This window comes from Xanthomonas sacchari, from assembly GCF_040529065.1.
Classification (GTDB): domain Bacteria; phylum Pseudomonadota; class Gammaproteobacteria; order Xanthomonadales; family Xanthomonadaceae; genus Xanthomonas_A; species Xanthomonas_A sacchari.
Map to the genome: position 1 here is coordinate 338,011 of NZ_CP132343.1, position 25,769 is coordinate 363,779.

Below are 25,769 nucleotides of genomic sequence, written 5' to 3' on the forward strand. Positions count from 1 at the left end.
CGGAGGCCTTGTAATCTTGGCGCCGGCGCTGGCGAACGCGCGCCGGGTAGATCGGCGCACGCGGTGGCTGCGCCATGATCGCTCGTCACACCGCGCGTCGCTTCAGGTCACGACTGCCTGGCATGACGCAGGCCAAGGTCGACACGCCACCGGGCAAGCAAGCATGCAAACGCGAGGGAACCATGAAAAGTGTGCTTGTGTTGGCGGCGCTCGCAACAGGTGGCGGACAGCAAACGCACGACCTGCCAAAGAACGACTGCGCGTCCAGCTTGCGCCCGCTCGAAACCATTCGGCCAGTGCTGCCAAGGCGTACGGGAAGCCTGTTCATCGGCTCGATCGACGTCGCGATCGTGATCGAAAGGAATGGCGACGTATCGTTTGCCGAAATATCGAGGGTCGATGTCAAACAGTTGGAGAGAAGGAAATTCTCGGACTCAGGCTACGCTGAAGCCGTGCTTGACGCTGTCGGACAGTGGACGTTTCCCGAGGTGGGCATGCGATGCAAAAAGGAAGTCCAGGTGGAGCTGGCGTTGTCTGATTGAGGGAGGCGCCGGGCTTGAGACGTGGCCCGATGAACCGAGCCTCGAACAGAGCCTTCTTTCCGCTCTCGCGGTTGCGCCAACCCTGGGGTGATATAGGCGCTGCGACAAACCGTCACATCCCATTTCGCCGCGCTGCACCAACAATAGGCATCGTTTCCGCTGCCTCAGGCGCTACTCATGGACGCCCTGCTGCTGTCGCGCATCCAGTTCGGATTCGTCATCAGTTTCCACGTGCTGTTCCCGGCCTTCACTATCGGTCTGTCGAGCTGGCTGGCGTTCCTGGAGTGGCGCTGGCTGCGTACCCGCGACACGGTGTGGCGCGATCTGTATTTCTTCTGGCTGAAGATCTTCGCCGTGTCCTTCGGCATGGGCGTGGTCAGCGGCATCGTGATGAGCTTCCAGTTCGGCACTAACTGGGCGGTGCTCAGCGAACGCGCCGGCAACATCCTCGGCCCGCTGCTCAGCTACGAGGTGCTGACTGCGTTCTTCCTGGAAGCCTCGTTCCTCGGGGTGATGCTGTTCGGCTGGCACAAGGTGCCCGAAAAGCTGCACTTCCTGGCCACCTGCCTGGTCGCGATCGGCACGCTGATCTCCACGTTCTGGATCCTGTCGGCCAACAGTTGGCTGCAGACGCCGGCCGGCTATGCCGTGGTCGAGGGCGTGTTCCACCCGGCCAACTGGCGCGAGGTGATCTTCAATCCCTCGTTCCCGTACCGGCTCACGCACATGGTGCTGGCCGCCTTCATCACGACGTGCTTCGTGATTGGCGGGGTCAGTGGCTGGTATCTGCGCCGCGGCGAACATTTGGACGCGGCCGGGCGCATGCTCAAGCTGGCGGTGGCGTTCGCCGCGATCGCGCTGCCGTTGCAGATCGCCGCCGGCGACGCGCACGGACTGAATACGCTTGAGCATCAGCCGATCAAGGTGGCGGCGATGGAGGGGCACTGGCACGGCGAGGCGCCGGGGCAGGGCGTGCCGCTGGTGGTGTTCGCGGTGCCCAACGAGGCCGCCGAGCGCAACGACTACGAGGTGACCATCCCGCGCCTGGGCAGCGTGATCCTCACCCACACCTTGGATGGCGAGATCACCCCGCTGACCGCGGTGCCGCGGGACGAGCGGCCGCCGGTGAAGCCGGTGTTCTACGCGTTCCGGGTGATGGTCGGGCTGGGCATGGCGATGCTGCTGCTGGCGCTGGTGTCGCTGTTCTTCTGGTGGCGCGGCACGTTGCTGCGCCGGCGTGCGCTGCACCTGGCATGGAACGCGATGCTGCCGGCCGGGTTTGTGGCCCTGGTCGCCGGCTGGTTCGTCACCGAGATCGGGCGCCAGCCGTACGTGATCTATGGCCTGCTGCATACCCGCGATGCGGTCAGCCCGGTCAGCCCGGCGATGGTGTGGATCTCGCTGAGCGTGTACGTGCTCGCCTACGCGCTGGTGTTCGGCTTCGGCAGTTGGTACATCCTGCGCATGCTGCGTCACGGGCCGCTGCCGCACGAGCCGGCGCCGCGCATGCAGGAGGGCGACAAGACCCCGGCGCGGCCGCTGTCGGCGGCCGACGACGACATCGAGGAGACCCGCTGATGGACATGGCGACCGTATTGCCGGTGATCTGGTTCGGCGTGATCGGCTTCGGCGTGCTGATGTACGTGCTGCTGGACGGCTTCGTGCTCGGTCTGGGCATCCTGGCGCCGTTCGCCGAGGACGAGGAGCAGCTCGACCTGATGATGAATACCGCCGCGCCGATCTGGGACGGCAACGAGACCTGGCTGGTGCTCGGCGGCGCCGGCCTGCTGGCGGCGTTCCCCAAGGCCTACGCGATCGTGCTGTCGGCGCTATACCTGCCGGTGCTGCTGATGCTGATCGCGTTGGTGTTCCGCGGCGTGGCCTTCGAGTTCCGCTTCAAGGCGCGCACATCCAAGTACCTGTGGGGCTGGGCATTCGCACTGGGATCGCTGTGCGCGGCGTTCTGGCAAGGGGTGATCCTGGGCGCGCTGGTGGAAGGCATGCCGCTGCAGGACGGCAAGTATCTGGGCGGCGTGCTGGGCTGGTTCAGCCCGTTCTCGATGCTCACCGGTGCGGCGGTGGTGTTCGGTTACGCGCTGCTGGGCGGCAGCTGGTTGATCCTCAAGACCGAGGGCGCGATGCAGCGCATCGCCCGCACCCTGACCCGGCCGCTGGTGCTGGTGGTGGTGGTGTTCATGGGCCTGGTCAGCGCCTGGCTGCCGTTCCTGGACTCGCGGATCATGGCGCGCTGGTTCCACGACGGGAATTTCTGGTGGCTGTCGCCGGTGCCGCTGCTGGTGCTGGTCAACGCGCTGGCGCTGTGGCGGGCAGCGATGGCGCAGGGCCGCGATGCGCGCCCGTTCGTGCTGACCCTGTGTTTCTTCGTGCTCGGCTTCTTCGGCCTGGTGCTGGGCATCTGGCCGAACATCGTGCCGCCCGGGCTGACCATCTGGGAAGCGGCCTCGCCGCCGTCCTCGCAGGGCTTCGTGCTGGTCGGGCTGGCGGTGCTGCTGCCGGTGATCCTGGGCTACACGGCGTGGTCGTACCGGGTGTTCCGCGGCAAGATCACCGCCGACACCGGCTACCACCACTGACGGCGGCCGCCGCGGCGGGCGGGCGGCTTGCCAGCGGCGGCGGTGGCGGCCAAGCTACCGGCTCCCCGCGCCGTGCGGGTCACCGCCTGCCCGAGTCGCGTCCTGCATGTCCGCCGTTTCCTCCGAGATTCCCGCTTCGCCCCTGTTGCACCCGCTGGCCGTCGGCGACGCACAACGCCCGCTGGCCTTCGCCAACTGCGAACACATCGACCTGGCGACCTTCCTCGGCCACGTGCGCGGCCTGGCCGCGGTGCTGCCGGCTGGCAGGCATGCGCTGAACCTGTGCGAGGACCGCTACCGCTTCATGGTCGCGTTCTGCGCGGTGGCGCTGTGCGGGCAGACCTCGCTGCTGCCGTCCTCGCGCGCGCCGGCGGTGGTGGCCGAGGTGCAGCGCACCCATGCCGACTGCTACTGCCTGGGCGATCTGGCGCTGGCCGAGCCGCCGCCGCGCTACTGGCAGTTGCCGGACGCGCTGCCGTCGCTGGACGGGCCGATGCCGCAGCTGGCCGACGACGCCCTGGTGGCGATCGGCTTCACCTCCGGCAGCACCGGCGCGCCCAAGCCCAATCCCAAGACCTGGGGCAGCTTCCTCACCAGCACCCGCCAGGACCTGCTGGCGCTGGTCGGGCTGTGGCCGGACACGGCGGTGCCGCAGGTGGTGGCCACGGTGCCGCCGCAGCACATGTACGGGATGGAGCTGTCGATCCTGCTGCCGCTGGTGACGCCGCTGGCGGTGCACGCCGGACGCCCGTTCTTTCCCGAGGACGTGGCCCGCGCGCTGGCGCAGCTGCCGGCGCCGCGCCTGCTGGTGACCACGCCGGTGCATCTGCGCGCGCTGGTCGAATCCGGCGTCGCCCTGCCGCCGCTGGCCGGCATCGTCTCGGCCACCGCGCCGCTGGCGCAGGAACTGGCCGCCGCCGCCGAGGCGCGCTTCGGCGGCGAGGTGCGCGAGATGTTCGGCTCCACCGAGACCTGCGTGTTCGCCAGCCGCCGTACCGCCTGCGAAGTGCCGTGGACGCCGCTGCCCGGCGTGCGCGTGGCGCCGCAGCCAGACGGCACCCTGGTGCACGCGCCGCACCTGCCGCAGCCCGTGCTGCTGGCCGACCTGATGGAAGTGGACGCCGACGGCCGTTTCCAGGTGCGCGGGCGCCAGGCCGACCTGCTGGAGATCGCCGGCAAGCGCGCCTCGCTGGCGGATCTCACCCGGCGCCTGCTGGCCCTGCCCGGCGTGGTCGACGGCGCGATGCTGCAACTGGACCCGGAGCCGGGCCAGGCGGTGGGCCGCATCGCCGCGGTGGTGGTGGCGCCGACCCTCGACGAGGCCGCGATCCTCGCGGCGCTGCGCCGCGAACTCGACCCGGTGTTCCTGCCACGCCGGCTGCGCCTGCTCGACGCCTTGCCACGCAACGAAACCGGCAAGTTGCCGCGCGATCGCATGCTGGCGTTGCTGGCGGCGCGCGAGGACTGACCGGGCGGTCGAACCGCGCCGGGATCAAGCCGGCTTGGCAAGCGGCCAAGCGACCCCGACGTCTGCGATACGCCGAGCCTGTCTCGCGGTAGGTCGCGTCGCAAGCGCAGGCATGCCCATCGCTGCGGCATCACCGGTTCTTCCGCGATCCTGCCGGTACCCGCTCAGGAAAGCGCGGCCGCGACCTGCGCGCACAGGTGCGGCAGATCCACCGGCATGCGGGTGTCCACGTCGATCACCGTCCCCAGGCCGATCGGGCCGGGGTAGTCGGCAAGCAGGTCGGGCGGCAGTTCCCGCAGGGGGTGCGCCGCATGCTGCGTGCCTGTCGCGGCGCGCGCGCGGAAGCGGCGCAGGGTCTCGTCATGGCCGCAGTGGCAATGGACTTCCACCAGCCTCGCCTGCAGTGCGGCGATCCTGCCGCGCTCGTAGTCGCTGCGGGGTCGGAAGTTGGCTTCCAGCACCGCGTGCGGACTGCGCTGCGCCAGCGACCAGAGCATCTCCATCGCGGCACCGCCGAGACGGCGCGACGCGGCGAGATCGCCGCCGCCATCGCCGAGTGCGTCGGTCAGCGTCTCCTTGATGAAATCCTTGCAGAACAGCGGAAAGCCCAGGTGCGCCGCCAGCGTGGTCTTGCCGGCGCCTGGGGCGCCGGACACCAGGACGATCTTGCGTTGCCGCTCAACCATGCACGCCGTCGATCTCCACCGCCAGTTCGTCGCGGCAGATCACTGCGTGCAGCAGCAGGCGTGGCACGCGCTCGCCGAAGCGGGCATCGAGGGCATCGGCGACCAGCGGCAGGTCGCCGGGCTCGCGCACGTAGACCTTCAGGCGGGTGCCGTCGCCGAACTGCGGCGGCAGGTCCGGGGCGTGTTCGCGCGCGGCCGCCAGCAGGGCGTCGAAGTTGGCGAAGGTTTCCTCCAACTGCGCCAGCAACTGGCCCTGGTGCATCGAGGCGTGGCCGACCACGCTGGCGGTGCCGGACAGCAGCAGCGGCATGTCGCTACCGGCCGGCGGCAGCATGGCGCGGGCGAAGCTGGGCGGCTGCGGGCCGTACTGGCGCGGGTAGCGGTAGGCGCTGACCTGGCGCGGGTTCTCCAGCGGGGTGCCGGCCTGCGCGGCGGCCAGCCAGTAGATCTGCATCACCCGCGCGTCGTCGCAGCGGCCGACCGCGGTCGCCGCCGGCAGCTGGGTGGCGTCGAAATCGCCCAGCCCGCGCGCGCGGCCGACGCAGAAGCGCCGGTAGCGCTCGCGGTCGCCGCTGCCCAGGGTGATCGCGTCCAGATAGTTCCAGATCCGCAGCAGGCGCGGGGTGGCGCTGCCGGCGACGAAGGCGCTGAGCTGCGCGTAGGCGAGCGCGGCGGCTTCCTCGATGTCCAGGTCGACCTGGCGCTCGTCGATCTCGATCACGCCGAACTGCAGGCGGCCGTCGCTGGCCCAGGCGATGGCGCCGTCGCGGCCGCTGTGCACCGGCGCGTCGGTACGCCACACCTCGAGCATGCGCGGGCCGTGCGGCTGCAGCGGCACGCGCAGGTAGCGCGGGTCGTCGTGGTAGGGCGCGGTCTCGCCGAAGCCGAACACCGCCAGCACGCGGTCCTCGGCCAGCCACTGGCTGGGGTCGGTCTCGGCGACGTAGTCCACCTGCAACTGCGGATGGCCCTGCGTGTGATGCGGAAACTGCAGGTGCGGGCGGCTCATGGGGTGTCTCCGTGCAAAGTGTCGCCGTGGAACGATTCGCGGGCCTGGCGGCGGCGGTGGCGCCAGGCGCGCCATGCCCGCGGCAGCATCGCCACCGCGGACAGCGCATAGATGGCGCGGAACACCCGCAGGCGGCGCAGCACCGCACGGTTGTCGAAGACGTCGCCGGCGAGCATCGCCACCACGGCCTGCTCCACCTGCAGCACGTTGCGCGGCTGCGCGAACAGCTCGCGCATGGTCGGCGAGGTGAAGCGGTAGATGAACCACTTGAACTCGTCCAGGCCGCCGCGCAGGTGTCGCTCCAGGCGTCGCTGCAGCCGCGCCTCGCGGGCCGGGTCGCGCAGCGCCGCGTCGACCATGGCCGCGCCGCGCTCGGCGCTGTGCATGGCCAGGTACACGCCGGAGGAGAACATCGGGTCGACGAAGGCGTAGGCGTCGCCGAGCATGAGCCAGCGCGGGCCGCTCATGCGCGTGCATTCGTAGGCGTAGTTGCCGGTGGCATGCACCGGCGCCACGCGCTGCGCGTCGGCCATGCGCGCCACCACGTCCGGATTCAGCGCCAGCGTACGCAGCAGGAACGTCTCGCTGTCGCAGCCCTGGCGGGTCTTCATGTATTCCGGGTCGCACACCGCGCCCACGCTCATCACGTCGTCGGGCAGCGGGATCAGCCACATCCAGCCGTGCGCGTGACGGTAGATGCTGATGTTGCCGGCGTCCTCGCCCGGGCGTCGCGCCACGCCGCGGAAATGGCTGAACAGCGCCGCCGACTGGTGCCGCGGGTTGGCGCGCTTGAGCTTGAGCTTGTTGCCGAGGAAGGTGTCGCGGCCGCTGGCGTCGATCAGGTAGCGCGGCCGGTAGTGGCGCAGGCCGTCGGCGCTGCGCGCCTGCACTGCCGGCGTCTCGCCGTCCAGCTGCACCGCCTCGACACGCACGCCCTCGTGCACGTCGGCGCCGACCGCACGCGCGTGGGCGAACAGCACCCGGTCGAAGTCGGCGCGCGGCACCTGCAGCGCGAAGTCGGACTGCGCGCCCAGCGCGTGCGCGAAACGGAAGGTGTTGTAGCCGCCGGCATCGTTGGGAAAATCGGCGCCGAGCTTGAGCACGCCGATCGCCCGCACCTGGTCGAGCACGCCCAGCCGCTGCAGGATCGGCATGTTCATCGGCAGCAGCGATTCGCCGATGTGGAAGCGTGGGTGGTGATCCTTTTCCAGCACCGTCACCCGCCAGCCGCGTTGCGCCAGGGCGATCGCCGCCGCGCAGCCGGCCGGCCCCCCGCCGATCACCAGCACGTCGGGCGTTTCCGCCTCGATGGCGCTTGCGGTGGGAGGAGGGGAAGCAACAGCGGGGGACGTCATCCTGAGGGAACCTGCGGGCGCAACGGCGGGGCGAAACGGCATGATAGCGTGCCGTTCGCGGGCCGATGGTTGCGCCGCAGCGCCCGATGCACCATCTTGTCGCACCCGTCCTTACGCCTGGAAGCCCCTGGATGTCTTCGCAAACCGCCGCCGAACGTGAACTGGCCGAGCTGCTGGTCGAGAGCCTGAACCTTGAAGACGTCCAGCCCGGCGACATCGATCCGGAGGCGCCGCTGTTCAATACCGGCCTGGGTCTGGACTCGATCGACGCCCTGGAGCTGGCGCTGGCGATCAGCAAGCGCTACGGCTTCCAGCTGCGTTCGGACAACGACGAGAACCGCCGCATCTTCGCCTCGCTGCGCGCGCTGTCGGCGCATGTCGAAGCCAACAAGACCAGCTGAGCCGGCCGACGCCGCGCCCTGGGCGTTGGCCCTGGGCGTGCTGCTGGCGCTGGCCTACTCGCCGCTGGCGCACTGGGCCAACGCCGCGCACCGCCCGGACCTGGCGGTGCTGGCCGGGGCGGCGCTGGTGCTGATGGTGCTGGTGGAGCCGATGGCGCGCTGGCGGCCCTGGGCCTGGGTGCTGGCCATCGCCGCGACCGCGGCGCTGGTGCCGCTGTGGCGCTCGCCGCACGCGCTGCTGCTGCTGGCCGCGCCGCCGGTGCTGTTCACCGCGTGGGTGGCCTGGTTCTTCGGGCGCAGCCTGCAGCGCGGGCGCACGCCGCTGATCACCCGCATCGTCGAGGCCCTGTACCGCCAGGCCGGCATGCCGATCACCGCGGAGCAGCTGCGCTACACCCGCCGCCTGACCCTGGCCTGGACCCTGCTGCTGGTGGCGCTGACCCTGCTCAACCTGGTGCTGGCGCTGTGCGCCCAGCCCAGCGGGGTGCTGGCGCAACTGGGCCTCGCCGCGCCGCTGCCGATCAGCGACGCGCGTGCCTCGCTGTTCGCCAATCTGCTGGGTTACGGGGTCATCGGCGGCTTCTTCGTCGGCGAGTATCTGCTGCGCGGGCGCTGGTTTCCGCAGCGTCCCTACCGTAATCTGCCCGATTTCCTGCACCGGTTGGCGCGGCTGGGGCCGGTTTTCTGGCGCGATCTATTGCGCTGACGTGCGGGAGTGCAGGGGACGCAAGGGTCGTGCAGATCATCAAGGAAAACAGCAAGTTGCCGCAGGCTGGGATGCCGTCGCGCATGGCCTGGGCGGTGTGGAACGCCCTGCAGCTGGCATTCACCCTGGCGCACACCGCGCTGGGCATCGTCGTTGCGCTGGTGCTGCTGCGGCTGAGCGGGCCGCGCCTGCCGCTGCGCATGGCGGCGCGGTTCTGGGCGCCGGTGCTGCTGTTCGGCGCCGGGGCGCGGCTGCAGGTGGAGGGCCGCGAGCGGGTGGACTGGTCGCGCAACCATCTGTTCGTCAGCAACCACCAGTCGATCATCGACATCTGCGCGCTGTTCATGGCGCTGCCGGTGCCGCTGCGCTTCCTGCTCAAGGACGAGATGCTGAAGGTGCCGTTCGTGAACTGGTATGCGCGCGACACCGGCATGCTGTTCCTGGACCGCGACAGCCGCCGCGCCGGGGCGATGATGCGGCGCGAGGCGGCGGCGCTGCTGCGCCGTGGCCAGGACCTGTGCCTGTTCCCGGAAGGTACCCGCAGCCGCAGCGGCGCGCTGGCCGAGTTCAAGGCCGGGCTGCTGCAGGCCGCGATCGATGCCGGAGTGGACGTGGTGCCGGTGGCGCTGGACGGGGCGGGCAAGGTGCTGCCGCCGACCAGCCTGTTCCGGGTCCGGCCCGGCCTCATCCGGGTGCGGATCGGCACGCCGATCCAGGTGAACGGCGAGGACGGTCCGCTGACTCGCCAGGAATTGACCCAGCGCGCGCACCAGGCCGTCCGTGCGATGCTCGAACCCAGGATATGAGTCGCCCGTATGCAATTTGTCGTACCGCATGATCATCCCAGCCTGCCCGGCCACTTCCCGGGCCGCCCGGTGGTGCCCGGCGTCGTGGTGCTGGACCACGTGCTGCAGGCCGTGGAGGCGGCGCACGGCGCGCGCGCGCCGCTGCGCCTGCCGCAGGTGAAGTTCGTGCAACCGCTGTTTCCCGGCCAGCCGGCGCGGGTGGAACTGGACGGCGCCGCACCGCGCTGGCGCTTCCGCGTGCTGCGTGGCGAGTACCTGCTGGTCAGCGGCGAACTCAACGCCGAGGCGGCGCCGTGAGCGCCGGCTGGAAGCACCGCCCGGAAGGCGGCGGCCGTTTCGCCCTGTGGCTGATCCGCAGCATCGCCCGTTACGGCGGCCGCGCCGTCGGCCGCCTGCTGCTGTACCCGATCACCCTGTACTTCCTGCTGGTGCGCGGTCCGGAGCGGCGCGATTCGCGGCACTACCTGAGCCGTGTGTTCGACCGCCCGGCCACGTTGCTGGAGGTGGCCCGGCACATCCACACCTTCGCCTCGACCATCCTCGACCGGGTGTTCATGCTGTGCGGGCAGATGCACCGCTTCCGGGTGCAGATCCGCGGCCTGGACCAGTTGCACGCGCAGATGGATCGCGGCCGCGGCGTGCTGATCTTCGGCTCGCACCTGGGCAGCTTCGACGCGCTGCGGGTGCTGGCCACCGAGCGTCCGGACGTGCAGGTCAAGGTGGTGCTGGACAAGGCCCACAACCCGGCGATGACCGAGCTGCTGGGCGCGCTGAACCCGCAGCTGGCCGCCAACATCATCGACGCCGGCATGGACAGCACCTCGATCGTCATGGCGATCAAGCAGGCCACCGACGAGGGCGCGCTGGTCGCGCTGCTGGTGGACCGGCCGCGCCCGGAGGATCCGGCGCTGCCGGCCGCGTTCATCGGCCAGGGCGCGCTGTTCCCGACCTCGCCGTGGCTGATCGCCGCCGCGCTCAAGGTGCCGGTGGTGCTGGCGTTCGGCCTGTACCGCGGCGGCAACCGCTACGAACTGGTGTTCGAGACCTTCAGCGAAGGCCTGGACCTGCCGCGCCGGCAGCGCGCGCCGGTGCTGGCCGCGCTCATCCGCGATTACGCCGCCAGGCTGGAGCATTACACCCGCTCCGCGCCCTACAACTGGTTCAACTTCTACGACTTCTGGAACAACCGCCATGCCGATGCGCCGCACCTTGCCGTGGATGCTGATACTGCTGTGCAGCGCCGCACCGCTGAGCGCCGCATCGCCTGAGGCGCCGGACGCCGACTGGATCCTGCAGAAGCTGGCGCGGCCGGCGCCGGTCAGCACCGCCTTCGTCGAACTGCGCGGTTCGGCGCTGCTGAAGACGCCGCTGCGGGTGCAGGGCGAGTACCGCCGCCCGGACGCGCAGACCCTGGTGCGCGAGGTCACCGCGCCGTACCACGAGACCACCACCCTGCGTGGCGGCGAGGCCACGCTGGAGCGCGACGGCAAGCCGCCGCGGCGCTTCTCGCTGGCGCGCGTGCCGGAACTGGCCGGCCTGCAGAGCGGTTTCGGCGCGTTGCTGTCCGGCGACCGCGCGCTGCTGCAGCAGCAGTTCAACATCAGCAGCAGCGGCACCCGCGAGCGTTGGCAGCTGCAGTTGCAGCCGAAGGATCCGGCCATGGCCGCGCACGTGCGCAGCCTGCACCTGTACGGCCGTGGCGCCGAACTGCGCTGCATCGAGACCACCCCGGCCAAGGGCGACGTCCAGCGCACCCTGCTGGCCGGTGCCGCGCAGGCCGCCGGCGCCGTTGCCGACAGCGCTGCGCTGACCGCGCTGTGCCACGGCGACGCGGCGTGATCCCCGCACGCGGAGGCGCCCGCCGGCAGCGTGCTGTCGGCCTGACGGCTGCGCGTGCGGTGGCTGATCGCACGGCGCAGGGCGGCGTGGGGATGCGGCGATGACGCGAGCCCTGAGTTCGAAGATGCGGATCTCGCTGGCGCTGCTGTGGCTGGCCCTGCTCACCGTGGCCGGCATCTGGCTGGGCAATGCGCTGCAGGTGTCGGGTGATCTTCGTAAATTCATGCCGGAAGCCCGCACCCCCGCGCAGAAACTCCTGCTCGACGAACTCGGCGAAGGCCCCGGCTCGCGGCTGCTGCTGATGTCGCTGTCCGGGGCCGACGCGGCCACGCTGGCGCGGCAATCGCAGGCGCTGCATGCCGAACTGGCCGCGCAGCGCGATGTGTTCGAACTGGTCGCCAACGGCGCCGACGCCGGCCTGGACGCGATCCCGCCGCGCCTGCTGCCGTACCGCTACCTGCTCAGCGACAGCTTCGACGCAAAGCCGCTGGATGCGCCGACCCTGCGCGATGCGCTGCAGGCACGGTTGCAGGACCTGGGCTCGCCGGCGGCGACGATGGTGGAGCCGTTGCTGCCGCGCGATCCCACCCTGGAAGTGCTGCACCTGGCCGAGAGCCTGCAGCCGGCCGGCGGCCCGCAGCAGCGCGACGGGGTGTGGTTCGACCGCGCCGGCAAGGACGCGCTGCTGGTGGCGCAGACCCGCGCGGCCGGCTTCGACCCCACCGGCCAGCAGCGCGCGGTGGATGCGATCCACGCCGCCTTCGCCAAGGTCAGCACCGGCACCGGCAGCAAGCTGACGTTGACCGGTCCCGGCGCGTTCTCGGTGGAGATCGGCGGGCGTACCCAGAACGAGGCGCAGTGGATCGGCACCCTGGATACGGTGGGGCTGATCGTGCTGCTGCTGGTGGCCTACCGCAGCTGGAAGATCCCGGTGCTGGGCGTGCTGCCGCTGGCCAGCGCCGGCCTGGCCGGGCTGGGCGCGGTGGCCTTGCTGTTCGACGGCGTGCACGGCATCACCGTGGCGTTCGGCTTCACCCTGATCGGCGTGGTCCAGGACTACCCGATCCACCTGTTCAGCCATCAGCGCCCGGGCCTGGACCCGCGCGAGAATGCCCGCCATCTGTGGCCGACCCTGGCCACCGGCGTGGTCTCCACCTGCATCGCCTACGTCACCTTCCTGTTCTCCGGCGTGGACGGCCTGCGCCAGTTGGCGGTGTTCACCATCGCCGGCCTGCTGGTGGCGGCGCTGACCACGCGGCTGCTGCTGCCGGCGCTGATCGATCCCTCGCCGCGCGACCATGCCGATTCGCCGACGCTGGAGCGGCTGTGGCGCGGCATCGCGCGGCTGCCGCGGCCGCGCTGGTCGCTGCTGCCGCTCGCCCTGCTGGCGGCCGCGGTGATCGTGTTCGCGCCGGGGCCGTTCTGGCAGAACGACCTGTCCAAGCTGACCCCGGTGCCGGCCGACGGCCTGGCCCGCGACGCGCACCTGCGCCAGGAACTGGGCGCGCCCGACGTGCGCTACGTGCTGGCGCTGCCGGCGGCCTCGGCCGAGGCCGCGCTGGCCGCGTCCGAACGCCTGCGCCCGCGCCTGGACGCGCTGGTGGCGCAGGGCGAACTGGCCGGCTACGACATGGCCGCGCGCTACCTGCCCAGCGCCGCCACCCAGCGCCGGCGCCAGGCCGCCTTGCCCGATCCGGCACAGGCGCAGGCGATCACCGCCGCCGCGGTCGCCGCCACACCGTTCCGCGCTGACGCGTTCGCGCCGTTTCTGGCCGACCTGCAGGCCGCACGCAGTGCGCCGCTGCTGACTGCGCGCGACCTGCACGGCACGCCGCTGGCGACGCCCGTCGGCGGCCTGCTGCTGGAGCGTCCGGACCGCACCACCGCGCTGGTGTCGCTGACCGGCTTGCGCGATCCGGCGCAACTGGCGCGCGCGGTGCAGGGCAGCGGCGCGCAACTGCTGGACCTGAAGGACGCCTCCGAATCGCTGGTCGCCGCCTACCGCGGCCGCGTGCTCGCCGCGCTGGGCGTGGCCGCGGTGCTGCTGGCGCTGACCGTGGCGATCGCCTTGCGCACGCCACGGCGCATCGTGCGCGTGCTGCTGCCGATGGCGCTTACCACGCTGCTGATCCTGGCGATCCTGCGCGGCTGCGGGGTCGAACTGAACCTGTTCCACCTGATCGCGCTGATCCTGGCCGCCGGCCTGGGCCTGGACTACGCGCTGTTCTTCGACCACGCCGGCGACGACCGCGCCGACCAGTTGCGCACCCTGCATGCGCTGATCGTGTGCAGCCTGATGACTCTGCTGGTCTTCGCGCTGCTGGCCGCCTCCAGCATCCCGGTGCTGCGCGCGATCGGCAGCACGGTGGCACTGGGCGTGTTGTTCAATTTCGTGCTGGCGCTGCTGATTTCGCGCGAGACCGCCAGCGACGCCCAGGAGAGCCGCCATGCACACTGAGCCACTGCACGGACGCGACGCCATCGCCGCGCTGGTGCCGCACCAGGGCCTGATGTGCCTGTGGGAAGAGGTGGTGGCCTGGGACGCGCAGCGCGTCCTGTTGCGCAGCGTCGCGCATCGCCAGGCCGCGCATCCGCTGCGCAGCGGCGATCGGCTGCACGCGCTGCACCTGTGCGAATACGGCGCGCAGGCGATGGCGGTGCACGGCGGCCTGCTCGGCCGTGCCGCCGGCACGCCGGTGCGGCCGGGCATGCTGGTGGCGCTGCGCGGGGTGCAGTTGCACGTCAGCGAGTTGCAGGACCTGGCCGGGCCGATCGAAGGCGAGGCCGAGGTGCTGCTGCAGGCCGACGACAGCCAGCAATACGCTTTCCGCCTCACCCATGCCGGGCAGTTGTTGGCCGAGGGCCGTGCGACGGTGGTGCTGGGCGCGGCATAGAGGCTCGACCGGCCAGTGCAGGAGCGGCTTCAGGGCAGCGTTGGTCGTTGCGTTCGCCCCACTCGAGCCGGATCCAGGTCGTCCTGTAGGAGCGGCTTCAGCCGCGACGAGGCGCCCCGGTCATGCCCATCGCGGCTGAAGCCGCTCCTACAAAAAGACGTCCCGTGGTGATCAGCGGTGCGTTTGAGCCGCGCCGCGTATTCCCTGCAAGTCGTCTCTGCTGAGACCGCGCCTACGAGCGCGCGGATGAACCGTTAGGATGACGGCCCATCTTCATTGCGATCGAGGATTCCCGATGTCTGCTTCCCTCGCACCACGCCGCGCCCTGGTCACCGGCGGCAGCGGCGATCTCGGTGGCGCGATCTGCCGCGCCCTGGCCGCGCAGGGCCTGCACGTGATCGTGCACGCCAACGCCAACGTCGCGCGGGCCGCGGCAGTGGTGGAGGCGATCGTCGCCGCCGGCGGCAGCGCCGAGGCGGTGGCGTTCGACGTGGCCGATGCCGAGGCCAGCGCGCAGGCGTTGGCGGCGTTGCTGGAGGCCGGCCCGATCCAGGTGCTAGTCAACAACGCCGGCATCCACGACGACGCGCCGATGGCGGGCATGAGCGCGGCGCAGTGGCATAAGGTCATCGACGTCTCGCTGCACGGCTTCTTCCACGTCACCCAGCCGCTGCTGCTGCCGATGGCGCGGACGCGCTGGGGCCGCATCGTCAGCGTGTCCTCGGTGGCGGCCGTGCTGGGCAACCGTGGGCAGACCAACTACGCCGCGGCCAAGGCCGCGCTGCACGGTGCCAGCATGTCGCTGGCGCGGGAAATGGCCAGCCGCGGCATCAGCGTCAACGTGGTCGCGCCAGGCGTGATCCAGGGCGCGATGGCGGACAGTTCTTTCCCGCCGGAGGCGATCAAGCAGATGGTCCCGGCCGGGCGCCCCGGCAAGCCGGAGGAAGTGGCCGCGCTGGTCGCGTTCCTGTGTTCGGACGCGGCCGCCTACATCAACGGCCAGGTCATCGGCATCAACGGCGGCATGGGCTGACGACCGCGCCGCCGTTGCGCCGCGATGCCGGCGGCGCAACGGTGGCCGGCGCTCAGCGGCAGACGAAGCTGGACGCCGCCTCCACGTCGCCGCCGACGTAGCGCGCCACCTGCGGATACGGGCACAGCGGGCGGCTGCGCTGGCTGCTCCAACTGGCCGGCACTTCATTGTTGGGCGCGGCGCTGCCGCTGCCGCGCGCGCTGGCGACGATCGCGTCCGGCGCCTGGCCCTGCTCGACCCAGGCCACCAGCGGGGTCAGCGCATCGAACTGGTCGGTGGCCGGCCCGCCGGCGCAATGCGCCATCGCCGGCACCGCGAACAGGCGCGCATAGCTGGCGGCATCGGCATCGGCCGTGCGCAGGCGGTCGTACCAGGCCGCGGTGTCGGCGAAGGAGAAGATGCCGTCGCCGGTGCCGTGGTAGATCAGCAGCTTGCCGCCGCGCTTCTTCAGCGTGGTCAGCCGGGTCTCGTTGGGCGGGGTCATGTACGACCAGGCCGATTCGCGGAAGGCGCCGGCCGTGGCGAAGATCTTCGGCGCGTCGCGGTCCATGTCGAACTGCAGCGCATACTTCTTCAGATCCTGCAGCACCGCCGGATCCTCCGGCGGGGTGACGAAGCCGAAGGCCACCGATCCGGGCACCAGGGTCAGCGAGGCGTCCTGCCGCCAGCCGGCCCAGTCGCCGCTGGCGATGCCCGGGTCGTAGGGGAAGGGCGCGTACAGCGGCGTGCCGGCGCTGTTGTGCACGCCGGCGTGGATGGCGCCGAGCGCGCGCTTCTGCGCCGGGGTCAGGCATTGGCCGGTGCGCCCGGCGCTGCCGCAGGTGGCGACGTCGCGATTCAGGTCGAAGCGGCGCTGGCAGGCGACCACGTCCTGCACCATGCCGTCGCGCACCCCGTCCAGCGCATCGCAGGTGGCGACGATGCGCTCGGCCACCAGGCTGCGCTCGGCGGCGCTCAGGCCGCTGCGCGTGTCGCTGCCGCCGGCCAGCGCCGCCAGTTGCTGGGCCGCGGCCAGGTCGGCGATCGCCGCCTTGGGCAGATGGAACCCGGGGTCGCCGACGAGGATGCCGTCGTAGTCCTGTGCGTCGCGTGCGGCGGCGACCATGCCGTGGCGGCCGCCGTTGGAGCAGCCGCCGAAATAGCTGTAGTCCGGCGCCTTGCCGTAGGCGATCTGCACCACGCGCTTGGCCATCGGGGTCAGCGCCTGTACCGCCTGGTAGCCGTAGTCCAGCCGCGCCTGCGGATCGCGGCCGAACAGCGGGTTCTGCGCGTTGCTGTGCCCGGCATCGGAACTGATGACCGCAAAGCCCATGCGCAGCGGATTGTCGCGCTGGCCGCCGCCACCGATGTCCCCAAGCGCGGGGACCACGTTGCCGTCCAGGCCGCCGTTGGCCTGGTAGAAGAAGCGCCCGTTCCATGCGGCCGGCAGGCGCATCTCGAAGCCGATCGCATAGGACTGGCCGTCGGTGCCGACGCGTTCGTGCATCAGGCCGGTGATCTGGCAGTGCGCGCCGATCGGCTGGCCGGCCACCTGCAGGGTGCCGGCGGCCACGCTGTGCACCGCGGTGAAGCGGGTGCCGGGGTAGGCGAGCCGGCTCGCCAGCGCGTCGCACGACTGTTGCAGCGGTGCCGGGGTGGCCGGTGCGCGCGGAGCCTTCTGCGCATGGGCGGTGGTCGGGGCGGCCAGGGCGGCGAAGGGCAGGGCCAAGGCGAGCAGCGTGGAGCGCATGGAGTTCTCCTGAGGGGCGCCGGGCGCGGTGGGCCTGTGTCGCGCCGGTGGCGCCGGGGCGTCAACCGTCGCGCGTGCGAAAACGCGAATGCGTGGGCGATATTCGCCCGATGTGACGCGTGCCGCGCAATGGAGGCGCCCGCTGGGCGTGCCGCGGCGGCGAGCGGAGCGCGCGTTGTTGCAGGGCGGCATGGCCCTGCGCGTGGATCAGGCCGCGTCCGCGTACCAGGCCGGCGACAGCACCGGCAGTGGCGTCTGCGCATCGCGGCAGGCGTCCAGCAGGCCGTGGTCGGCCAGCGTCGGATGCTGCTGGTGGGCGCGCGCCAGGATCTCCCCGGCCAGTTCCGCCATGCGCGCGACATTGCCGTGCAGGCGGGCGACGAAGGCGGCGTCGTCCAGCCGGTCGCTCAGCGCGCGGTTGAGTTCGTGGAACCAGCCGATCAGGTACTGGTCCAGCAGCCGCCCGTCGGCCACCGCCGCGGCCTGCGCGCGGTTGGCCGCGCCCCAGTCGCGCAGCAGCGCCTGCATGCCCAGGTTGAGCGCGCTGGCCTGCTGCAGCGCCGGGCGCAGCCGGCCCAGCACCGCCAGGTCGGCGATGCGGTCGGTGCAGTACAGCGGCGCCAGCAGCGACCAGTAGTAGGTGTAGTCCCAGATCACCTTGACCGGCATCACCTGGGCGTCGCCGAACAGCGGGTACTGGTCCTGGTAGAGGGTCAGGGTGTTCTCGTAGAACGAGAAGTACAGTTGCTGGTACAGCTCGGCATACGGCGCGATGTCGCGCCCGGCGCGCTCGCGTCCGATCAGTTCGCAGATGTAGGTGTTGCTGATGGCGATGAAGTCGCTGCCCGGCGAATAGAACGGGTCCAGGAACACGCCGGCCTCGCCGGTCAGCGCCCAGCGCTGTGCCGAGAACACCTGCTTGCAGCCGTAGGAGAAGTCGCGCAGGAACAGGAAGTCCTGCACCGTGTGCTCGTTGCGCTCCAGCGTGCTGGCCACCTGCGGCTGGTGCGTGCGCAGCCAGTCCATCGCCTTGGCGTGGGTGTTCATGGTCTCCAGCGGATGCATCGCGGCATCGCAGACGATGCCCAGCGAATGCGCGCCGGAGGACAGCGGGATCAGCCAGAACCAGTAGCCGGGGCCGCACATGTGGTTGGTCGAGCGCCAGCGGTCCGGCGGCGTGCAGCGCTGCAGCCAGGCGCTGTCCTGCGACCAGCCGTTGGGATCGACCAGCCCGTCCACCCGCCACCACACCGCGTTGGCCTGGTGCGCGTTGTCCTGGGCCAGGCCGAGCTTGCGCTTGAGCAGGCCGGCGCGGCCGCTGGCGTCGATCACCCAGCGTGCCTGCAGGTGGGCGTCGGCGCCGTCGCGGCTGTAGCGCACGCAGTGGTCGCCGTCGTCCTCGGCCAGGTCGACGCCGCGCACCGTGCTGCCGTCGAGGAACTCCACGCCCATCGCGCGCGCGCGCTGCCCGAGGAAGTTCTCGAAGCGGCCGCGGTCGATCTGCCACGACGGGGTGGGCAGCAACTGGCTCACCCCCAGTTCGGTGCACTGGTCGATGTCGGCGCGCCGGTCGGAGAAGAAGAAGCGGAAGCCGAACTTGCGGATCTGTTCGGCATCCAGGTGCTCGCGCAGGCCCAGCACCTCGGCGAAATAGTGCGCGCCGATCTCCACCGAGGACTCGCCGACCTTGAACGCGGCCTCGCGCACCGGGTGCGCGCGCCGTTCCAGCACGCGGATGCGCAGCTGCGGGTCGCGCTGGCGCAACTGCAGCGCCAGGGTCAGCCCGGCCAGCCCGCCGCCCAGAATCGCCACATCCGCCTGCGCTGCATTCATGTCGTCTTTTCCTTGGCGACGGCCAGGGGGGCCGGGTCGAGGGTGCCGTCGGCGTCGTCGATCAGCACCGGATTGGCGCGGGTGCGTCGGTACTCGCGTACCACGTGTCCGTAGGTCCACACCTGCACGATCACGTGCGAGGTGATCTTCCACAGATCGCGCACCAGCCGGAAGTGGCTCTTGCGGAACGTGCCCGGGGTCTGGCTGGCATAGCGGGTCTCGATCGGCACCGCCACCACCCGCGCGCCGGCCTGGCGCGCGGCCGAGATCAGCAACTGCGCCTCGAACACGAAGCCTTCGCCGGGCACGTCGGGCAGGGTGTAGACCGACTGCGGATACAGGCGCTGCCCGCTCTGGCTGTCGACCAGGCGGAAGCCGCAGCCCCAGGCGATGCCCCAGTCGCCGAAATCGTTGCCGATGCGGCGGATCGGCGGCTGGCTGGCGCGCTTGCGCAGGCGCGCGCCGACGATCACGCAGCCGGGGTGGCGGTTGGCCGCGGCCAGCAGCCGCGGGAAGTCGGCGGCGCTGTGCTGGCCGTCGCCGTCCATGGTCATCACCGCGCGCGCGCCCTGGCGCTGCGCCTCGGCGAAGCCGCTGCGCAGCGCCGCGCCCTTGCCGCGGCGCTGTGGGTGGCGTAGCAGGGTCACCGGCAGGTCGGCGATGCAGTCGCTGGTGCCGTCGTCGGAGCCGTCGTCGACCACGATCACCCGCGGGCAGTGCGCCAGCGCGTCGCCGACCACCTCGCGGATGCGCAGCCGTTCGTTGAGGGCCGGAATCAGGATCGCGGCGTCGGCGGCGGTCAGCGGCGTGCGGCTCATACGCGCAACTCCACCTGCAGGCAGCGGCCGCCGCCGGCGTCGAGCACGCAGCCGCTTCCGCCCAGCGCCAGCGCGTCGAACAGCGGCAGCATCGGCGCCATCGCGTTGCCCGCGGCATGCCGCGCCAGCGGGCCGTCGCCGGCCGCGGCGGTGCCGTCGCGCAACTGCACCTGCAACTGCGGCTTGCCGTCGCGTGCGCCGGCGCTCAGCACCAGCGCACCGCCGAGCAGGCCTTCGCTGCGCGCGATGCGGCCCAGCGCGCCCACCGAGCGGCTGTCGTAGCCGACCAGCAGCACCGCGTCTTCGCCCGCGGCCAGTTGCGACAGCGCTTCCAGCAGTCCCTGCGCGAAGCTGCCCGAGTGCGCGCTGATCGCGGTCGCCGCGGCGGTGGCGCCGGCGCCGATGGTCCAGTAGCCGGCGGCGGCGTTGTGCACCGAGTTGTGGAACTTGGTCGGCGAGACCGACAGCGGCTCGCTGGCGAGGGTGGTGCACATGTAGTCGGTGATCGCCAGGTCGCCGTGGGTGGAGGTGAACACCGACGGCAGCGTCGCCGGGTCGCGGCCGGCGTCCTGGCAGGCGGCCAGCGCCGCGTCCAGCGACACCGCCACCGTGTCCGGCGCGCGCCGACGCTCGTTGGGCGCCAGCAGTTGCGGCGACGGCCGTGCCGGCGTCTCTTGCAGCGCGCCGTCGCCGCGCGCGAACGCCTGCGCCAGTGCCCACCCGGGCAGGCCGGGCGCCCAGAAACCGATGCCTTCGATCGTCGCGTGCAGCATCGGCGTGCTCATGCGCGACCGAACAGCAGCGAGCAGTTGTTGCCGCCGAAGCCGAAGGAGTTGTTCATCGCGTAGCGGACCTGTGCATGGGCGGTGGCGAAGCGGATCTGCGGGCCGCAGGCGGGGTCGGGCAGTTCGCTGTTGAGGGTGCCGGGCAGCAGGCCGTCGCGCAGCGCCAGCAGGGCGAACACCGACTCGACGATGCCGGCGGCACCGAGCGTGTGCCCAGTCCAGGCCTTGGTCGAACTGGCGTGCAGGGTGGGCGGGAACAGCGCCGCCACCGCGGCGGCCTCGACGCTGTCGTTGGCCGGGGTCGCGGTGCCGTGCAGGTTCAGGTACCCGACTTCGGCCGCGTCCACGCCGGCGCGCTGCAGCGCACCGCGCATCGCCAGGCCGGCGCCCAGGCCCTGCGGATGCGGCGCGGACATGTGGTGGGCGTCGCTGGATTCGCCGTAGCCGCACAGCAGCGCCTGCGCCGGCGGTGCGTCGGCGGCATCGGCGCGTTCCAGCAGCGCGTAGCCGCCGGCCTCGCCCAGCGACAGCCCGACCCGGCGCACGTCGAACGGCCGGCACGGCTCCGGCGACACCACCTGCAGCGAGTTGAAGCCGAACAGCACGCTGCCGCACAGCGTGTCCACGCCGCCGACCAGCGCCGCATCGACCACGCCGGCGGCGATCAGCCGCGCCGCCTGGGCGAACACCTTGGCGCTGGACGAGCAGGCGGTGGCGACAGTGATGCACGGGCCGCGCAGGCCGGTGGCGGCGCGCACGAAATCGCCGAGCGAATGCGGGGTGTGCACGATCGGCCGGTCCAGGTCGGCGGGCAGGCGCGGGCCGTCCGCGTCGTGCTCGAGCCGGGTGTAGGCCTCCTCGCTGGCGCCGATGCTGGAGGTGGAGGTGCCCATCACCACCGCCACCCGCTCGGCGCCATGCCGCTGCGCCGCGGCGGCCACGGCGGCGGCCATGCCGTCCTGCTGCAGCGCCAGCCAGGCCAGGCGGTTGTTGCGGCATTCCCAGGCGGCCAGGGCGTCCGGCAGCGCCGCGGTCTCCAGCGCGTCCACCCGGCCGATCCAGCATTCCAGCGGTTGCGGGCCGAAATCGTTGCGACGCAGGCCGCTGCGGCCCTCGCGCAGCGCCGCGGCCTGGGCCTGCAGCCCGCTGCCGAGCGCGTTGGTCGCGGTGTAGGCGCGGATGGCCACCGGGGCCATCCGGGGCGACGAGGACGCTTCGGTCACGCGGTCTTCCATACAAGGACAATCACCGCAGTATATCGACGCATTCGGTGATGCCGTGAATCGCCAACGGGGCGAACGTGAATGGCGCGCCTGCCCTGGATCCGTTCAGCGCAGGGCCGGCGTGCGCTTTCGCCGCTGGCGCATTTCCTCCACAATCGCTTGCCTTTCCACGCCAGGCGCACGCCACGGGCATGCAAGCCTACGTCTACAAAAGCCAACGCAAGCCGGACACCTATCTGTATCTCGCCGCCCGCGACGACTTCGGCCGTCTGCCGCCGGCGCTGCTGGCGTCGCTGCAGCCGCTGGCGTTCGTGCTCGAAGTGGCGCTGACCGCCGAACGCAAACTGGCCCGTGCCGATCCGGCCGCGGTGCGCGCCAACCTCGCCGGCTGCGGCTTCCATCTGCAATTGCCGCCGTCCCTGCCCGGCACCACCGATCGACACGATGACTGACTCCTTTCTCCGTGCGCGTGCGCCGATGCTCGCCGCCGCGCTCGGCGCGGTGCTGGCGCTGGCCGCCGGATTCGGCCCGCTGGCCGCCGCGCTGGGCGCCTGGCTGGCGCAGCCGGCGTTCGCCCTGGCGCTGTCCTGGCAGCGCGGCAGCCGGCCGCGTCCGCGCGCGGCGCGCGAGCTGGTCGGCGCCGCGGCGCCGCTGCTGGTGCTGTGGGCCGGCGGCATGGCGCTGGTCGCGGTGCTGGTGGCCTGGCCGCTGGCGGCCCTGCACGACAGCGGCAGCCTGGCCGCGGCGCTGGCGCTGAGCGTGGCCGCCAGCGCGGCCCTGCTCGGGCTGTGGCGGACCTGGCCGCTGTGGCACGGCAGCGATGCCGAGGGCGGCCCGCTGGGCGCACGCTGGCACGCGCTGGCGCAGCAGGACGTGCAGGCCTGGCGTGGGCTGGCGGTAGCCGCACTGGTGCTGGTGCTGGCCGGGCTCGGCGTGGTGCTGGCCTGGCCGGGGCTGCTCGCCGACGCCGCGCGCTGGCCGCTGGCGCTGGCCTACGCCCTGCTGTCGCCGCTGCTGCACGCCGGCCTGCAACGGGTGGCCCCGCCGCAGGCGCTGACCCCACCGGTATCCTCGGCCGACCTGTTCGCCGAACTGAGCGCCAACACCGCGCCGCGCGCCGACGAGCCGCCGCCGGCGCAGGACGAACTGCATGCGGCGCTGTACGACGCCGCCCGCGGCGGCCGCGTCGATCGCGCGCTGCAGTTGCTGCAGGCCGGCGCCGATCCGCACGCGCTGCCCGCCGCCGAGTGGCGCGACCAGCGCAGCCTGCCGGTGCTGGCCGCGGTACTGCCGGACCTGCGCCTGCTGCGCGAACTGATCGTGCGCGGGGTCGACGTCAATCGCCCGCACCTGGGCATGACCCCGCTGCTGGCCGCCACCCGCGACAGCTGGCATGGCCGCCCGGAGGCGGTGATGACCCTGCTCGCCAACGGCGCCGACCCGCGCGCCAGCGACGGCGATGGCAACACCCCGCTGCATCACGCCGCCCGCAGTTCCGACCCGGGCGTGGCCGCGCTGCTGCGCGACGCCGCCGCCGAACTGGACGCGGCCAATCGCGACGGCCTGACCCCGCTGGCGGTGGCCTGCCAGGTCGGCAACTGGCGCATGGCCAAGTTCCTGCTCGAGCGCGGCGCCAAGCCGGAGCCGGCCGAGGCCAGCCCGGTGCTGCTGGCCGCCGCCGGCACCGAGGAAGACGATCCGGCCGGCGTGCAGTTGCTGCTCAAGCACAAGGCGCGGGTCGACGCGCGCGATCGCCAGCGCCGCAGCGCGCTGCACGAGGCGGCGCAGGCCGGCCACGTGGAGATCGTGCAGGCTCTGCTCGGCGCCGGCGCCAACCTGGAAGCGCGCGACGCGCTGGGCCGCACGCCGTGGCTGGAAGCCGCCCGCCACGGCCGCGTGGCGGTGCTGGAACGGCTGCTGCCGCACAAGCCGGACCTGACCGCGGTCGACGGCGACGGTCGCAACGCGATCCTGCTGGCCTGCACCGCCGACCACGTCGCCCCCGGCCTGATCCGGCGTCTGCTGGAACTGGGCGTGGCGTCGGCGCAGCCGGACCAGAGCGGCCGCCGCGCCGTCGACCTGGCCGCCGAGGCCGGGCGCTGGGCGATCGTGTCCGCGCTGGACCCGGACTATCCGCTGCCGGCCGCGGTCAGCGACGGCCAGGGCGAGAGCGGCCCGGCCGGCCTGCCCGACCGGCCGCCGCTGGAACTGCTGCGCGAGGGCCTGCAACTGGGCCAGCCGCGCGAGGGCCTGGCCGCGCTGGCGCGGCTGTGTGCGCCCGAGGAACTGGGCGCGCTGCTGCACGATGCGCCGCTGGCGCTGAACGCGCAGGCGGTGGACTGGCTGCTGGCGCACGGCGCCGCGCCGGAAGTGCTCGATGCCTGCGGCGATACCCCGATGTTCGCGCTGCTCTCGCGCGGCGTGGAGGCGGTGCCCAGCCTGCAGGCGATGCTGCGACACGGCGTGTCGCCGGCCGGCCGCGGCGGCCTGACCCGGCTGCTGGCCGCCTGCGCCCAGCACGATCACGCCTCGCGCGCGCTGGAACAGTTCGCGCTGGAACTGCTCGAGCGCGGCGCCGATCCGTTCGCGCCGTCGCCGGCCGGCGATCCGCCGCTGTCGCTGGCGGTGCGGCTGGGCTGGCTGCGCCTGCAACTGCAGTTGCTCGAGCGCGGCGCCGACCGCGAGGCGCGCGACAGCCACGGCATGACCGCGCTGCACCTGGCTGCCGCGCTGGGCCGCGAGGCCTCGCTGAAACTGCTGATCCTGCAGGGTGCCTCGCCGGACGCACGCGCCGCCGACGGCCAGACTCCGCTCGGCGTGGCCCTGGCCAGCGGCCGCCGCGACCTGGCCGACTGGCTGGACTGGCGCACCTGGCCGCTGCCGCGGCGTCCGCTGCGCGAGGCCGACGTGCCGGCTGCGGCGATGGTCGGCGATGCCGAGGCGATCCGCCGCCTGATCGACCTGGGCCTGCCGGTGGATGCGGTGGACGCGCAGGGCTGCACCGCGCTGTTGCGCGCCGCCGGTGGCGGCCATGCCGCGGCGGTGAAGCTGCTGCTGGCGCGCGGCGCCGATCTGCAGCACGCCGCGGCCAGCGGCGCCACGCCGCTGTCGGCAGCGGTGAGCATGCGCCAGACCGAGATCGTCGCGGCGTTGCTGCAGGCCGGTGCGCAGATCGAACACCGCCTGCCCGGCGGGGTGACCGTGCTGATGCTGGCCTGCGCGCTGGGCCTGCCGGACATCGCCGCGCGGCTGCTGGCCGCCGGTGCCGACGTGCACGCCGGCGACGCGCAGCAACTGGCGCCGCTGCACTGCGCCGCGCTGTACGGCTTCACCGCGCGCGACAAGACCCGCTTGCTGGCGTTGCTGGACACCTTGCTGCTGGCCGGCGCCGAGGCCGACCGCGGTTCCGCCGGTGGCGTCACGCCGCTGCTGCTGCTGCTGGGCGCGCGCGCCGAACCGGGCACGGCCTGCGAGGAGCCGGTGGTGCTGGCCGGCGTCGAGCGCCTGCTGGACGAGGACGTCAGCCTGGAAGTGCAGGATCCGCGCGGCTTCGGCCCGCTGCACCTGGCCGCGTTGCACGGCCTGCCGCTGCTGGTGCAGCGCCTGCTGCGCGCCGGCGCCGATCCGGAACTGCGCGATACCTTGAACCGCACCCCGCGCGAGATCGCGGTGATGCGCGGCTTCGTCGACGTCGCCGGGCAGTTCCAGCCGGCGCTGCCGGGCGTGTCCTCGATGGCGCGTTTCCTGCGCGAAAGCCGCTAGCGCTTTTCCTTCTCCCATCGGGAGAAGGTGGCCCGGAGGGCCGGATGAGGGCAGGGCGCCGCCTCGCGCCGCCCATCGCCCATCGCCCCGCGCCTCGTGCCTCGTGCCGTCCCCTCACTCAGACCCCTCTCCCGGTGGGAGAGGGGCTTGCCGCATCGCGGCGCACCGCAGCGCCCAAAAAAATGCCCGCCGGAAGGCGGGCGAACTGCGTCATGGTAGGCACATCGCTGCTTTCGGAGCCGCGGCGGCAGGGGCTCCTCCCGCGCACGTGGCGCGGCGGCGAACG

Annotated in this window: 23 protein-coding genes; 15 read left to right on the forward strand and 8 right to left on the reverse strand. The window is 72.2% G+C overall.

Annotation, left to right across the window (positions count from 1 at the left end):
* Window positions 1-122 precede the first annotated feature (122 nt).
* The 4 genes from RAB71_RS01410 to RAB71_RS01425 all read left to right on the forward strand — a co-directional run bounded on the left by RAB71_RS01410 (window position 123) and on the right by RAB71_RS01425 (window position 4,604).
* Complete coding sequence (locus tag RAB71_RS01410) at window positions 123-542, forward strand: hypothetical protein (RefSeq protein ID WP_234006515.1); 420 nt, start codon at window positions 123-125, stop codon at window positions 540-542.
* A gap of 177 nt (window positions 543-719) precedes the next feature.
* Window positions 720-2,120 (forward strand): cytochrome ubiquinol oxidase subunit I, encoded by a 1,401-nt coding sequence (locus RAB71_RS01415; RefSeq protein ID WP_010342709.1) that lies wholly within the window; start codon window positions 720-722, stop codon window positions 2,118-2,120.
* Window positions 2,120-3,136: a cytochrome d ubiquinol oxidase subunit II gene (gene cydB, locus RAB71_RS01420; RefSeq protein WP_010342708.1), complete on the forward strand. Its 1,017-nt coding sequence runs from the start codon at window positions 2,120-2,122 to the stop codon at window positions 3,134-3,136. Before RAB71_RS01415 ends, cydB begins: the two co-directional genes overlap by 1 nt.
* Window positions 3,137-3,242: 106 nt before the next feature.
* Window positions 3,243-4,604 carry an AMP-binding protein gene (locus tag RAB71_RS01425; protein WP_040901824.1) on the forward strand — a complete coding sequence of 454 codons (1,362 nt, stop codon included), beginning with the start codon at window positions 3,243-3,245 and terminating at the stop codon, window positions 4,602-4,604.
* 164 nt (window positions 4,605-4,768) lie between these two features.
* Here the strand turns inward: RAB71_RS01425 and RAB71_RS01430 are convergent, their stop codons facing one another.
* Genes RAB71_RS01430 through RAB71_RS01440 form a run of 3 tightly spaced genes read right to left on the reverse strand, consistent with a single transcriptional unit; the run spans window position 4,769 to window position 7,654 of the window.
* Complete coding sequence (locus tag RAB71_RS01430) at window positions 4,769-5,290, reverse strand: hypothetical protein (RefSeq protein WP_010342706.1); 522 nt, start codon at window positions 5,288-5,290, stop codon at window positions 4,769-4,771.
* Window positions 5,283-6,299: a pteridine-dependent deoxygenase gene (locus RAB71_RS01435; RefSeq protein ID WP_010342705.1), complete on the reverse strand. Its 1,017-nt coding sequence runs from the start codon at window positions 6,297-6,299 to the stop codon at window positions 5,283-5,285. Before RAB71_RS01435 ends, RAB71_RS01430 begins: the two co-directional genes overlap by 8 nt.
* Window positions 6,296-7,654, reverse strand: a complete 1,359-nt coding sequence (locus RAB71_RS01440; RefSeq protein ID WP_087943471.1) for an NAD(P)/FAD-dependent oxidoreductase — start codon at window positions 7,652-7,654, stop codon at window positions 6,296-6,298. The genes RAB71_RS01435 and RAB71_RS01440 overlap by 4 nt, the downstream gene beginning before the upstream one ends.
* 131 nt (window positions 7,655-7,785) lie before the next feature.
* On the opposite strand from RAB71_RS01440, the gene xanC reads away from it, so the two are divergent.
* The 9 genes from xanC (at window position 7,786) to fabG (ending at window position 15,333) form a co-directional block, all read left to right on the forward strand.
* Window positions 7,786-8,055 (forward strand): xanthomonadin biosynthesis acyl carrier protein XanC, encoded by a 270-nt coding sequence (xanC, locus tag RAB71_RS01445; RefSeq protein ID WP_003470209.1) that lies wholly within the window; start codon window positions 7,786-7,788, stop codon window positions 8,053-8,055.
* A complete protein-coding gene (locus RAB71_RS01450) occupies window positions 8,030-8,761 on the forward strand; it encodes a hypothetical protein (RefSeq protein ID WP_040901820.1) in 732 nt (243 codons plus the stop codon). Before xanC ends, RAB71_RS01450 begins: the two co-directional genes overlap by 26 nt.
* 56 nt (window positions 8,762-8,817) lie before the next feature.
* Window positions 8,818-9,567 carry a 1-acyl-sn-glycerol-3-phosphate acyltransferase gene (locus RAB71_RS01455; protein ID WP_010342702.1) on the forward strand — a complete coding sequence of 250 codons (750 nt, stop codon included), beginning with the start codon at window positions 8,818-8,820 and terminating at the stop codon, window positions 9,565-9,567.
* A gap of 9 nt (window positions 9,568-9,576) precedes the next feature.
* The gene (locus tag RAB71_RS01460; RefSeq protein ID WP_010342701.1) at window positions 9,577-9,864 is read left to right on the forward strand and encodes a hypothetical protein; all 288 of its coding nucleotides are present in this window, start codon (window positions 9,577-9,579) and stop codon (window positions 9,862-9,864) included.
* Entirely contained in the window at window positions 9,861-10,835 is a 975-nt protein-coding gene (locus RAB71_RS01465) for an acyltransferase (protein WP_010342700.1), read from the forward strand. The genes RAB71_RS01460 and RAB71_RS01465 overlap by 4 nt, the downstream gene beginning before the upstream one ends.
* The gene (locus tag RAB71_RS01470) at window positions 10,759-11,406 is read left to right on the forward strand and encodes a LolA-related protein (protein ID WP_010342699.1); all 648 of its coding nucleotides are present in this window, start codon (window positions 10,759-10,761) and stop codon (window positions 11,404-11,406) included. The genes RAB71_RS01465 and RAB71_RS01470 overlap by 77 nt, the downstream gene beginning before the upstream one ends.
* A gap of 100 nt (window positions 11,407-11,506) precedes the next feature.
* Window positions 11,507-13,864 carry an MMPL family transporter gene (locus tag RAB71_RS01475; RefSeq protein WP_029562047.1) on the forward strand — a complete coding sequence of 786 codons (2,358 nt, stop codon included), beginning with the start codon at window positions 11,507-11,509 and terminating at the stop codon, window positions 13,862-13,864.
* A gap of 4 nt (window positions 13,865-13,868) precedes the next feature.
* On the forward strand, window positions 13,869-14,300 hold the full coding sequence (locus RAB71_RS01480) for a phosphotransferase (protein ID WP_029562046.1): 432 nt from the start codon (window positions 13,869-13,871) through the stop codon (window positions 14,298-14,300).
* A gap of 295 nt (window positions 14,301-14,595) precedes the next feature.
* On the forward strand, window positions 14,596-15,333 hold the full coding sequence (gene fabG / locus RAB71_RS01485) for a 3-oxoacyl-ACP reductase FabG (protein ID WP_010342696.1): 738 nt from the start codon (window positions 14,596-14,598) through the stop codon (window positions 15,331-15,333).
* A 52-nt stretch (window positions 15,334-15,385) separates the two neighbouring features.
* Here fabG and RAB71_RS01490 read toward each other — a convergent pair whose 3' ends face one another.
* From RAB71_RS01490 to RAB71_RS01510, 5 genes are all read right to left on the reverse strand, one after another.
* On the reverse strand, window positions 15,386-17,062 hold the full coding sequence (locus tag RAB71_RS01490) for a tannase/feruloyl esterase family alpha/beta hydrolase (RefSeq protein WP_010342695.1): 1,677 nt from the start codon (window positions 17,060-17,062) through the stop codon (window positions 15,386-15,388).
* A gap of 207 nt (window positions 17,063-17,269) precedes the next feature.
* Window positions 17,270-18,895, reverse strand: a complete 1,626-nt coding sequence (locus RAB71_RS01495) for an NAD(P)/FAD-dependent oxidoreductase (RefSeq protein ID WP_010342694.1) — start codon at window positions 18,893-18,895, stop codon at window positions 17,270-17,272.
* The gene (locus RAB71_RS01500) at window positions 18,892-19,713 is read right to left on the reverse strand and encodes a glycosyltransferase family 2 protein (protein WP_041499820.1); all 822 of its coding nucleotides are present in this window, start codon (window positions 19,711-19,713) and stop codon (window positions 18,892-18,894) included. The genes RAB71_RS01495 and RAB71_RS01500 overlap by 4 nt, the downstream gene beginning before the upstream one ends.
* Complete coding sequence (locus RAB71_RS01505) at window positions 19,710-20,486, reverse strand: beta-ketoacyl synthase chain length factor (protein ID WP_010342691.1); 777 nt, start codon at window positions 20,484-20,486, stop codon at window positions 19,710-19,712. Before RAB71_RS01505 ends, RAB71_RS01500 begins: the two co-directional genes overlap by 4 nt.
* Window positions 20,487-20,494: 8 nt before the next feature.
* A complete protein-coding gene (locus RAB71_RS01510) occupies window positions 20,495-21,694 on the reverse strand; it encodes a beta-ketoacyl-[acyl-carrier-protein] synthase family protein (RefSeq protein WP_010342690.1) in 1,200 nt (399 codons plus the stop codon).
* Window positions 21,695-21,912: 218 nt separating this feature from the next.
* Between RAB71_RS01510 and RAB71_RS01515 the strand changes: the two genes are divergently transcribed.
* Window positions 21,913-22,173 carry a YcgL domain-containing protein gene (locus tag RAB71_RS01515; protein WP_010342688.1) on the forward strand — a complete coding sequence of 87 codons (261 nt, stop codon included), beginning with the start codon at window positions 21,913-21,915 and terminating at the stop codon, window positions 22,171-22,173.
* Complete coding sequence (locus RAB71_RS01520) at window positions 22,166-25,483, forward strand: ankyrin repeat domain-containing protein (protein WP_104609498.1); 3,318 nt, start codon at window positions 22,166-22,168, stop codon at window positions 25,481-25,483. Before RAB71_RS01515 ends, RAB71_RS01520 begins: the two co-directional genes overlap by 8 nt.
* Window positions 25,484-25,769 lie beyond the last annotated feature (286 nt).

What these genes read in the sequence shown, in the direction of transcription:
- RAB71_RS01410 (WP_234006515.1), top strand. Translation starts at nt 123, where the DNA reads ATGACGCAGGCCAAGGTCGACACGCCACCGGGCAAGCAAGCATGCAAA.
- RAB71_RS01415 (WP_010342709.1), top strand. Translation starts at nt 720, where the DNA reads ATGGACGCCCTGCTGCTGTCGCGCATCCAGTTCGGATTCGTCATCAGT.
- cydB (WP_010342708.1), top strand. Translation starts at nt 2,120, where the DNA reads ATGGACATGGCGACCGTATTGCCGGTGATCTGGTTCGGCGTGATCGGC.
- RAB71_RS01425 (WP_040901824.1), top strand. Translation starts at nt 3,243, where the DNA reads ATGTCCGCCGTTTCCTCCGAGATTCCCGCTTCGCCCCTGTTGCACCCG.
- RAB71_RS01430 (WP_010342706.1), bottom strand. Translation starts at nt 5,290, where the DNA reads ATGGTTGAGCGGCAACGCAAGATCGTCCTGGTGTCCGGCGCCCCAGGC.
- RAB71_RS01435 (WP_010342705.1), bottom strand. Translation starts at nt 6,299, where the DNA reads ATGAGCCGCCCGCACCTGCAGTTTCCGCATCACACGCAGGGCCATCCG.
- RAB71_RS01440 (WP_087943471.1), bottom strand. Translation starts at nt 7,654, where the DNA reads ATGACGTCCCCCGCTGTTGCTTCCCCTCCTCCCACCGCAAGCGCCATC.
- xanC (WP_003470209.1), top strand. Translation starts at nt 7,786, where the DNA reads ATGTCTTCGCAAACCGCCGCCGAACGTGAACTGGCCGAGCTGCTGGTC.
- RAB71_RS01450 (WP_040901820.1), top strand. Translation starts at nt 8,030, where the DNA reads ATGTCGAAGCCAACAAGACCAGCTGAGCCGGCCGACGCCGCGCCCTGG.
- RAB71_RS01460 (WP_010342701.1), top strand. Translation starts at nt 9,577, where the DNA reads ATGCAATTTGTCGTACCGCATGATCATCCCAGCCTGCCCGGCCACTTC.
- RAB71_RS01470 (WP_010342699.1), top strand. Translation starts at nt 10,759, where the DNA reads ATGCCGATGCGCCGCACCTTGCCGTGGATGCTGATACTGCTGTGCAGC.
- RAB71_RS01475 (WP_029562047.1), top strand. Translation starts at nt 11,507, where the DNA reads ATGACGCGAGCCCTGAGTTCGAAGATGCGGATCTCGCTGGCGCTGCTG.
- fabG (WP_010342696.1), top strand. Translation starts at nt 14,596, where the DNA reads ATGTCTGCTTCCCTCGCACCACGCCGCGCCCTGGTCACCGGCGGCAGC.
- RAB71_RS01490 (WP_010342695.1), bottom strand. Translation starts at nt 17,062, where the DNA reads ATGCGCTCCACGCTGCTCGCCTTGGCCCTGCCCTTCGCCGCCCTGGCC.
- RAB71_RS01495 (WP_010342694.1), bottom strand. Translation starts at nt 18,895, where the DNA reads ATGAATGCAGCGCAGGCGGATGTGGCGATTCTGGGCGGCGGGCTGGCC.
- RAB71_RS01500 (WP_041499820.1), bottom strand. Translation starts at nt 19,713, where the DNA reads ATGAGCCGCACGCCGCTGACCGCCGCCGACGCCGCGATCCTGATTCCG.
- RAB71_RS01505 (WP_010342691.1), bottom strand. Translation starts at nt 20,486, where the DNA reads ATGCTGCACGCGACGATCGAAGGCATCGGTTTCTGGGCGCCCGGCCTG.
- RAB71_RS01510 (WP_010342690.1), bottom strand. Translation starts at nt 21,694, where the DNA reads ATGGCCCCGGTGGCCATCCGCGCCTACACCGCGACCAACGCGCTCGGC.
- RAB71_RS01515 (WP_010342688.1), top strand. Translation starts at nt 21,913, where the DNA reads ATGCAAGCCTACGTCTACAAAAGCCAACGCAAGCCGGACACCTATCTG.
- RAB71_RS01520 (WP_104609498.1), top strand. Translation starts at nt 22,166, where the DNA reads ATGACTGACTCCTTTCTCCGTGCGCGTGCGCCGATGCTCGCCGCCGCG.